The 7,170-nt window shown below is 64.4% G+C and carries 7 protein-coding genes; 5 read left to right on the top strand and 2 right to left on the bottom strand.

The features are described 5' to 3' along the window. Positions 1-208: 208 nt before the first annotated feature. Complete coding sequence (locus DVW87_RS17540; protein ID WP_114689065.1) at positions 209-1,675, bottom strand: helix-turn-helix transcriptional regulator; 1,467 nt, start codon at positions 1,673-1,675, stop codon at positions 209-211. Between the two features lie 170 nt (positions 1,676-1,845). Here DVW87_RS17540 and DVW87_RS17535 point away from each other — a divergent pair, with 170 nt between their 5' ends. The 4 genes from DVW87_RS17535 (at position 1,846) to DVW87_RS17520 (ending at position 5,190) form a co-directional block, all read left to right on the top strand. Continuing rightward, positions 1,846-2,247 (top strand): YsnF/AvaK domain-containing protein, encoded by a 402-nt coding sequence (locus DVW87_RS17535; RefSeq protein WP_114689064.1) that lies wholly within the window; start codon positions 1,846-1,848, stop codon positions 2,245-2,247. Then, positions 2,234-2,860: an OmpA family protein gene (locus DVW87_RS17530; protein WP_239017994.1), complete on the top strand. Its 627-nt coding sequence runs from the start codon at positions 2,234-2,236 to the stop codon at positions 2,858-2,860. The genes DVW87_RS17535 and DVW87_RS17530 overlap by 14 nt, the downstream gene beginning before the upstream one ends. A 39-nt stretch (positions 2,861-2,899) precedes the next feature. Next, complete coding sequence (locus DVW87_RS17525) at positions 2,900-3,748, top strand: YsnF/AvaK domain-containing protein (protein ID WP_114689063.1); 849 nt, start codon at positions 2,900-2,902, stop codon at positions 3,746-3,748. A gap of 98 nt (positions 3,749-3,846) precedes the next feature. Beyond that, positions 3,847-5,190 (top strand): mechanosensitive ion channel, encoded by a 1,344-nt coding sequence (locus DVW87_RS17520; protein WP_181814895.1) that lies wholly within the window; start codon positions 3,847-3,849, stop codon positions 5,188-5,190. Positions 5,191-5,198: 8 nt separating this feature from the next. Here DVW87_RS17520 and DVW87_RS18200 read toward each other — a convergent pair whose 3' ends face one another. Beyond that, positions 5,199-5,558 (bottom strand): hypothetical protein, encoded by a 360-nt coding sequence (locus tag DVW87_RS18200; RefSeq protein WP_114689061.1) that lies wholly within the window; start codon positions 5,556-5,558, stop codon positions 5,199-5,201. Positions 5,559-5,690: 132 nt separating this feature from the next. Here DVW87_RS18200 and DVW87_RS17510 point away from each other — a divergent pair, with 132 nt between their 5' ends. Beyond that, complete coding sequence (locus tag DVW87_RS17510; protein ID WP_114689060.1) at positions 5,691-7,001, top strand: cation:proton antiporter; 1,311 nt, start codon at positions 5,691-5,693, stop codon at positions 6,999-7,001. Positions 7,002-7,170 lie beyond the last annotated feature (169 nt).

Raw genomic sequence — 7,170 nt, 5'->3', positions numbered from 1 at the left:
CGGAAGCCGTAGAACAGCGCCCCCTGCGCCACCTGCCGACCCATCATGCCCGTGATCCCCCCACCGCTTTGCCGGAGTGAATCACGCCCTCGTCACCGTCGCAAGCAGCCGTTTTTCAACAGCCTCGGTGGGAAGTAATAGCAAGCCTGGCCCCAGATATTGCTGTTGAAGACCATCACTGAATTGCGACCACATAGTTGCAATTATTTTAGGCAAAGCCACGTTCTCTAGCCCAAGCAATGGCTGCGGCACGCCGATTGACACCGATCTTTCCATAGATACCGGCGACATGGTTGCGCACCGTGTTCCCCGAAAGCGACAAACGATTAGCGATCGCCTTGTCGTCCAGGCCCTTGCAGATCAGCCCCAGCACTTCGCGCTCACGAGGTGTCAGGTCGGCGGTCTCCGTAGAGGTTTCGGCGCGCGGATTACGCAGGGTCGCGAGCTTGTCCATTACGGACCGGCTGAACCAGCTCGCATCCTTCATCACCGCCTCGATCGCGTCGGCAAGCTCCAGCTCGCTCCTCCGGCGCGTGGTAATGTCCTGGTAGAGCCAGAGGGTGCAGCGTTCGCCCCTGATCTCCATGCGCTCGGCCGACATGAGGCAGTCAACCGGTTGCCCGTCCGCATCGATCAGCCGGACGTCGCGGTTGCGCACGCCCCCGCTTCGATCCAGTTCCTGCTGCACCTCCTCACGTTGCGCCGGATCGGCCCAAAGCTCGGGGTCGCCGGCGGCTCTGCCGATGGAGCCGGCCGAGCTGCGACCAGTGAGGCGAACGAAGGCGTCGTTCACGTCCATCGTGCGGTGACTGTCGGGCGAAGTCAGCACCATCGCCACGGGCGCCATTTGGAACAGAGTGTGAAAGTGCGTCTCGCTCGATCGCAATGCACGCTCTGCCTTCCGGCGCGGCTCCAGGTCGGCGAAGGTGAACAGCATGCACTTGTCGTCGCCGACTTCGATCGGCTGCCCGGCAATGATGACGAGCTTGGTGTTGCCATCAGGTAGCGGCAACTCGGCTTCCATCTGCGGGATCGTCCGGCCTTCCGCGAGGCACTGTTTGGCATAGTCCTTTCGCTCGGCGCCGTTCAGAATGTCGAGGTCGTAGAGGCTGTTCCCTTGGACCACCTGACGGGGGTAGCCGGTCATTTCGAGAAAGCCGCGATTTGCCCGGCTAAATCGCTGATCCGAGAGCCGCATAATGAGCGCCGGCGCGGGGTTGGCCTGGAACATGGCCTCGAACCGCGCCTCCGCTTCATACTGTTCGGAAACGTCCTGAATCACGAGCGCGAGGCAGTCCGGCTCTTCGTCGTCCCCGGTCATCACGACGTCGCGCACCCGATGGGTCCAACGACGTTCATCGCTGCCGGCGGCACTCACCTCCACCACCAGGTCCGGGAAGCTCTCGCCCGCCAACATGCGGATGACAGGATATTCGCGGTTGGCGAGCCGGTGCCCGTTGCGGAACCGGAGCGCGAACCGCTGCGCATAGGTGTCGGCGTTGCCGCCAAGTCCTTCGAGCTTGTCGACGCCGTGCATCGCCAGCGCAGCATCATTGCCCCAGATGATCGTTCCGGCCAGGTCGATCAGGATGACGCCGGCCGTCATACCGCCGATCAACTGTTCGAGGTGGGTCAACGTGTCGCGTGCGAGAACACGGGAGAGCGGATTGGCCATGCCGGTAGAGCGCCGAGCCATAGGACGATGTTCCTCGCAGATAATGAACGGCTCAACGAGAACTACTGCACGGATAGTAGCAAACTACCAGCTCGCCCAACCAAGAAAAAGTTTGCTCCGGGACACTTCAAGGGTTCGGCGGCGTTAGGTGGCAAAGCTGAAGGACAGGCATGCCCGACGACATTCGCTTACCGATCATTGAGGAGGAGGCGCACGTTACCAAACGTGCGGCCGACGTCGAGCATGTCACGGTCCGCACCGTCCCCGAGCAGGAGCAGGTCGTTGTTCGTGACGAGGTTCGCCGCGAGCACGTCGAGATCAGGCGCGTTGCGGTTGACCGCGAAGTCGATCGAGCCCCCGTTGTCCGTGAGGAGAACGGCGTCACCATCATTCCCGTGATCGAGGAGCGATTGGTTGTCGAGAAGCGGCTTTTCCTCGTCGAGGAGGTCCACGTCTTCCGGTCGGCGCAGGCGGAGGCGGTCGAGCTGCCGACCACGCTCAGGCGCACCCGCATCGAGGTCGACCGCACCGATCTCACCAAAACCCAGGAGGATGTTCATGGCAGGACCTAACGATGACAGGCCGGAGGGCGCACCGAGTCACATCCATATCGAGAAGAACAAGGGCTTCAACTGGCTCCCCTGGTTGCTGCTTGCGCTCGGGATTCTGGCGTTGCTGTTCGCTCTGAGCCGCTGCAACCGTGAGGACACCGCTGCCGTCGCTCCCGCTCCTACGGCCGCCTCGACCGAGGTTGTCGCGTCGACCCCGAACGCCGGCTCCGCTGACGCGCTGGTCGGCACGTCCGGTCTCGGCACTTATCTGGCCGGCACGGAGCCGCTTCCCCGCACCTTCACCTTCGAAAAGCTCAACTTCGACACCGCCAAGAGCAATATCCGACCGGCCGACGCCGCCGAGGTGAACGAGGTAGCCGCGACCCTCAAGCAATATCCGAACGCCCGAATCCGCATTGCCGGCTACGCCGACGCGCGCGGCACCGATGCAGCCAACATGGCGCTCGGCAAGGCTCGCGCCGATAGCGTCAAGTCGGCGCTCGTTGCGCAAGGCATCAACGCCGGCCGCATCGAGACCGTCTCCGGCGGCGAGAACGATCCAGTCGATACCAACGCCACCGCAGGCGGTCGTTTCGAGAACCGCCGCACCGAACTTGTGGTGACGGCGAGATAAGCCGCTCAGCCCATTCTGCATCAACGTAGGAGTAAGATCATGTCCACCACCATTACCGCCCTGTTTGACAGCCGAAGCGACGCAGAGGCCGCTAAGGAGCGTCTGAAGAGCGCGCGGGTCGACGCCGACCACGTACATGTCCACGACAAGTCGAGCGCCGGCTACAAAGAGACGGGCTACTCGACCCATGAGGACCGCGGCTTCTGGGACTCGATCAAGAACGCGTTCGTGCCCGATGAAGACCGCCACACCTATGAGGAAGGCGTGCGCCGTGGCGGTGCGCTGTTGACCGCAGACGTCGATGACGATCGCGTCGACGAGGCGGTGCGCGTGCTCGAAGAGGCCAACTCGATCGACATCGACGACCGTGCGAGCCAGTGGCGCTCGTCGGGCTGGGATTACCCCGGCGCCGCTGCCGGTGCGACCGGGGCTGCGCTCGGCAGCTTCGACCGTCGCGAGACCGCCGGCCGCACGGCCGAGCAGGAAGAGGCGATCCCGATCGTCGAGGAGCAACTGGTCGTCGGCAAGCGCGACGTGAGCCGCGGCGGGGTGCGCGTGCGGTCCTATGTGACCGAAACGCCGGTTCACGAGCAAATCCGCCTCCGCAACGAGCGCGTCAACGTGGAGCGCCGCGCGGTCGATCAGCCGCTTTCCGCGGCCGATACCGACGCCTTCCGCGAGCGGACGATCGACATGACCGCGACCGGCGAGGAAGCCGTGGTCGGCAAGACAGCCCGCGTCGTCGAGGAGGTGGTGGTCTCCAAGACGGCCGAAGAGCATGTCGCGGAGGTCGACGACACCGTGCGTCGCACCGACGTCGAGGTCGACCGCGACACAGACGTCGAGACCCGCGGCTCGACCTTCCGCGACACCGACAAGCGTATCTAGTCGGTGGAGCCCGGCGCGGGTGAAAGCCCGCGCCGGGCTCACATGCCTTGCCAACAGGGGAGACGGCGATGAACCCGAACTATGTGACAGCGGACGGCATGATCGCCGGCACCCGCAACTTCGGCGACACCGCCGTTCTCTACCTACAGGAGTGGGGGCCGCGCGTTCTTGCGGCGGCCGTCATTCTCCTGATCGGCTATCTTCTAGCGAGGGCCGCCAAGTGGGGCGTCGCCGCGCTGGTCAACAAGACGCCGCTGGCGCGGCACGCGCACCGGCAGTCCGGTATTCCCGAGACGGGCCGCAACCCCAAGAGTGTCGGCGCCCAGGTCGGTGATGCGGCCTTCTGGATCGTGATCCTGATTGCGCTCGTGCTGGCTGCCCAGCCGCTCGGCCTGGCCGCTGCCACCAGCCCGGTCGGCCGAATGCTCAACCAGTTCGGCGCCGCCATCCCCAACATCATCGGCGCAGGGCTGATCTTCTTCGTCGGCTACATCGTCGCCAGCGTCGCCAAGAAGGCGGTGGAGGCGGTGCTGACAGCCGCCCGCACCGAGCAGCTCGCCGAACGCGCCGGCATGGCCAAGGCCGATCCTACAACGCTGCCGCGGATGGTCGGCGGGATCGTGTTCGCGCTCATCATCATCCCGGTCGCGATCGCCGCGCTCGATCAGCTCAACATCCGCGCAATCTCCGATCCGGCGACCGCGATGCTCCGCATCATCCTCGACAGCATCCCGCATGTCGTCGCGGCTGCGATCATCCTCGCGCTCGCCTATGTGATCGGCCGGTTCGCGTCGCAACTCCTTAGCCAGTTCCTGAGCGGCACCGGCTTCGATCGCACGATCAGCGCGCTCGGCGTGTTCCCCTCAAGCACCACGCCGGCCGCCGGCGTTCCAGCGACGTCGGCAGGAACCCCGTCGACCCCGACGCTGGTGCCCTCCAAGCTGCTCGGTCACGCCGTGTTCGTCGCCATTATCATCTTCGGCCTGATGGAGGCGTTCCGGCAGCTCAACTTCGCCTACGGCTCGCGCATGATGGCGGAGATCCTGACCCTGCTCGGCTCGGTCATCTTCGGTGCCGTCATCATCGCGGCGGCCATCGCCATCGCGAAGCTGGTCTCGACGGTCGTGCGCGCCAGCGGCGGTGCCAATGCCGAGCTGACTGCGAAGATCGTGCACGTCGCGATCATCGTGCTCGGCACCGCCATCGGGCTGCGCTTCATGGGTCTCGCCGACGACATCATCAATCTCGCGTTCGGCCTGATTCTGGGTGCCATTGCCGTCGCCTTCGCGCTCGCCTTCGGTCTCGGCGGACGGGACGCCGCCGCCAAGCTGGTCCAGCGTCTTAGCGGCTCGTCCGCGATGCCGGCTCCGCCGATCGCGCCGCAGTCGAGCACCACCCTCCGTCCGGGCAGTTCGACGCCGAGTGAGGAATCGCGGTCATGAGACGAGGGCTACGCCTCCAGCTCGTCGGGCTGGCACTGATCGCGTTCGTGGGGGCCTGTGACGGCCCCCGCGAGGATGCCGGCGAGCAGGCCGACGCCAACGCAGGTGTCGTATCGAGCGAGGATACGATCGAGAAAGGGCCGGCGGAGCGGACGGGTGAAGCCCAGGATCGTGCCGCTGACAGTCTGAACGAGGCGATCGAAGCACGTGCGGACGCCGCCGAGGACCAGGCGGACGCCGTTCGCAGCGAAGCCGATCAGCGGGCGGATGCCTTGGAAGAGGAAGCCCGCAGGGTTCGTGCGACTGCCGAGAAGAAGGCGGATGCGACGGAAGATCGTGCCGACGCGATTCGGCAGCGACAGTAACAAAGGCCCGCAAGAGGTCTCGCGTAATGAACTGGGAGCCAGGCTGTGTTCGGTCCCTGTCTGCTCATTCCGCCAGGCTGATGCGACATCCATCTGAAGCGCTCGGAACGCGCTACTGCCTGGAGAGCGGCGCAGGTGCCCAGCTTTTCATCGCCTGAACCCTATATCCTCTGGCTAACAGGTGCCGGAGTCCTGATCGCCCTCGTAGCATGGCTGCCGCTTGCGTTGAAACGATTGCCGCTGTCGCTGCCGATCATCTGTGTCGGGATCGGAGCCGTGGTCTTCTCGTTGCCGGCTGTGTCGCTGCGGCCTTTGCCGCTGTCTTACGCCGACATCACCGAGCGCTTCACCGAGTTCATCGTTATCATCGCGCTGATGGGCGCAGGCCTGAAGCTGGATCGCGTATTCAGCTGGCGCCGATGGAATGTGACCTGGCGGCTGCTTGCGGTCACGATGCCCCTCAGCATCGCGGCGATCACGGCGATCGGAGGCTGGGGCTTGGGCCTGTCATGGATCGCGGCGCTTCTGCTTGGGGCTTGCCTCGCTCCCACTGATCCCGTGCTCGCGTCAGACGTGCAGGTCGGTCCTCCCAAGACCGGAGAGGAAGACGAGGTGCGCTTCGGTTTAACGTCAGAAGCGGGCCTGAACGACGGTTTTGCCTTTCCGTTCGTCAACCTCGCTATCGCGCTGGGCATTTCGGCGAGCACCGGAGAGCCTTGGGCGCGCGAATGGGTGTTCCATAGTGTGTTGTGGGAAATCGGCGTGGGTGTCGTCGGCGGTTGGTTGATCGGCCGCCTGTTCGGCTGGCTGACCTTTCACGTGCCAGCGGAAACCAAGCTGGCTCAGACCGGGGATGGCCTGATCGCCATTGCCGCGACTTTCGTCTCCTACGGCGTGACCGAGCTCCTCAACTGCTACGGCTTTCTGGCTGTCTTCATCACCGCATTGACGCTTCGCCGCTCGCATCGCGATCATGAGTTCAACCGCGAGATGCACGACATCACCGAACAGGTGGAGCGCATCGGCATGATGGTGCTCCTGATCCTGTTCGGTGGTGCGCTGGTCAGTGGGCTCCTTCAACCGATTGGTTGGGTAGATGTACTGGCCGCTGCGATCATTATCCTCGTCGTGCGGCCCGTTACCGGCTTGATAGGGCTTGCCGGCTTGCGGGCAGACCTCTCCGAGAAGATGACTCTTGCCTTCTTTGGCATCCGCGGTGTCGGCTCCTTCTATTACCTGGCTTATGCGCTGAACCACGTTGAGCTTGCCGGAGGCGAGCGGCTGTGGGCCATCGTAGGATTGGTGGCGCTGTTTTCCATCCTCCTCCACGGGCTGACCGTCACGCCGGCTATGCGTCTCCTAGACAAGCTACAGGGACGCGATCCGGATGCCGACCTGCCGCCGCCAGGATTGAAAGGCCCTGCGGCGGATACAGAGCGAGCTTAGGTTGCTGGTGTCATAACCGGTCGAGACCGTTGAAAAAATGCCTGCGCGAAATCGGCGTGGCGGATGTCTGGTGACGCCGGACACCGGAGGATGCGCCGCGTATCAGGCCGGCGCGGCCTGCCGGGCCAGCAGCTGGAGGTTGTATGCCGCGGCAGCCATGGTGAACACC

This window comes from Sphingomonas aracearum (assembly GCF_003345355.1).
GTDB lineage: Bacteria > Pseudomonadota > Alphaproteobacteria > Sphingomonadales > Sphingomonadaceae > Sphingomonas > Sphingomonas aracearum.
The sequence above is the reverse complement of the archived record's forward strand: the minus strand, read 5'-3'. Positions and strand labels throughout refer to the sequence as shown.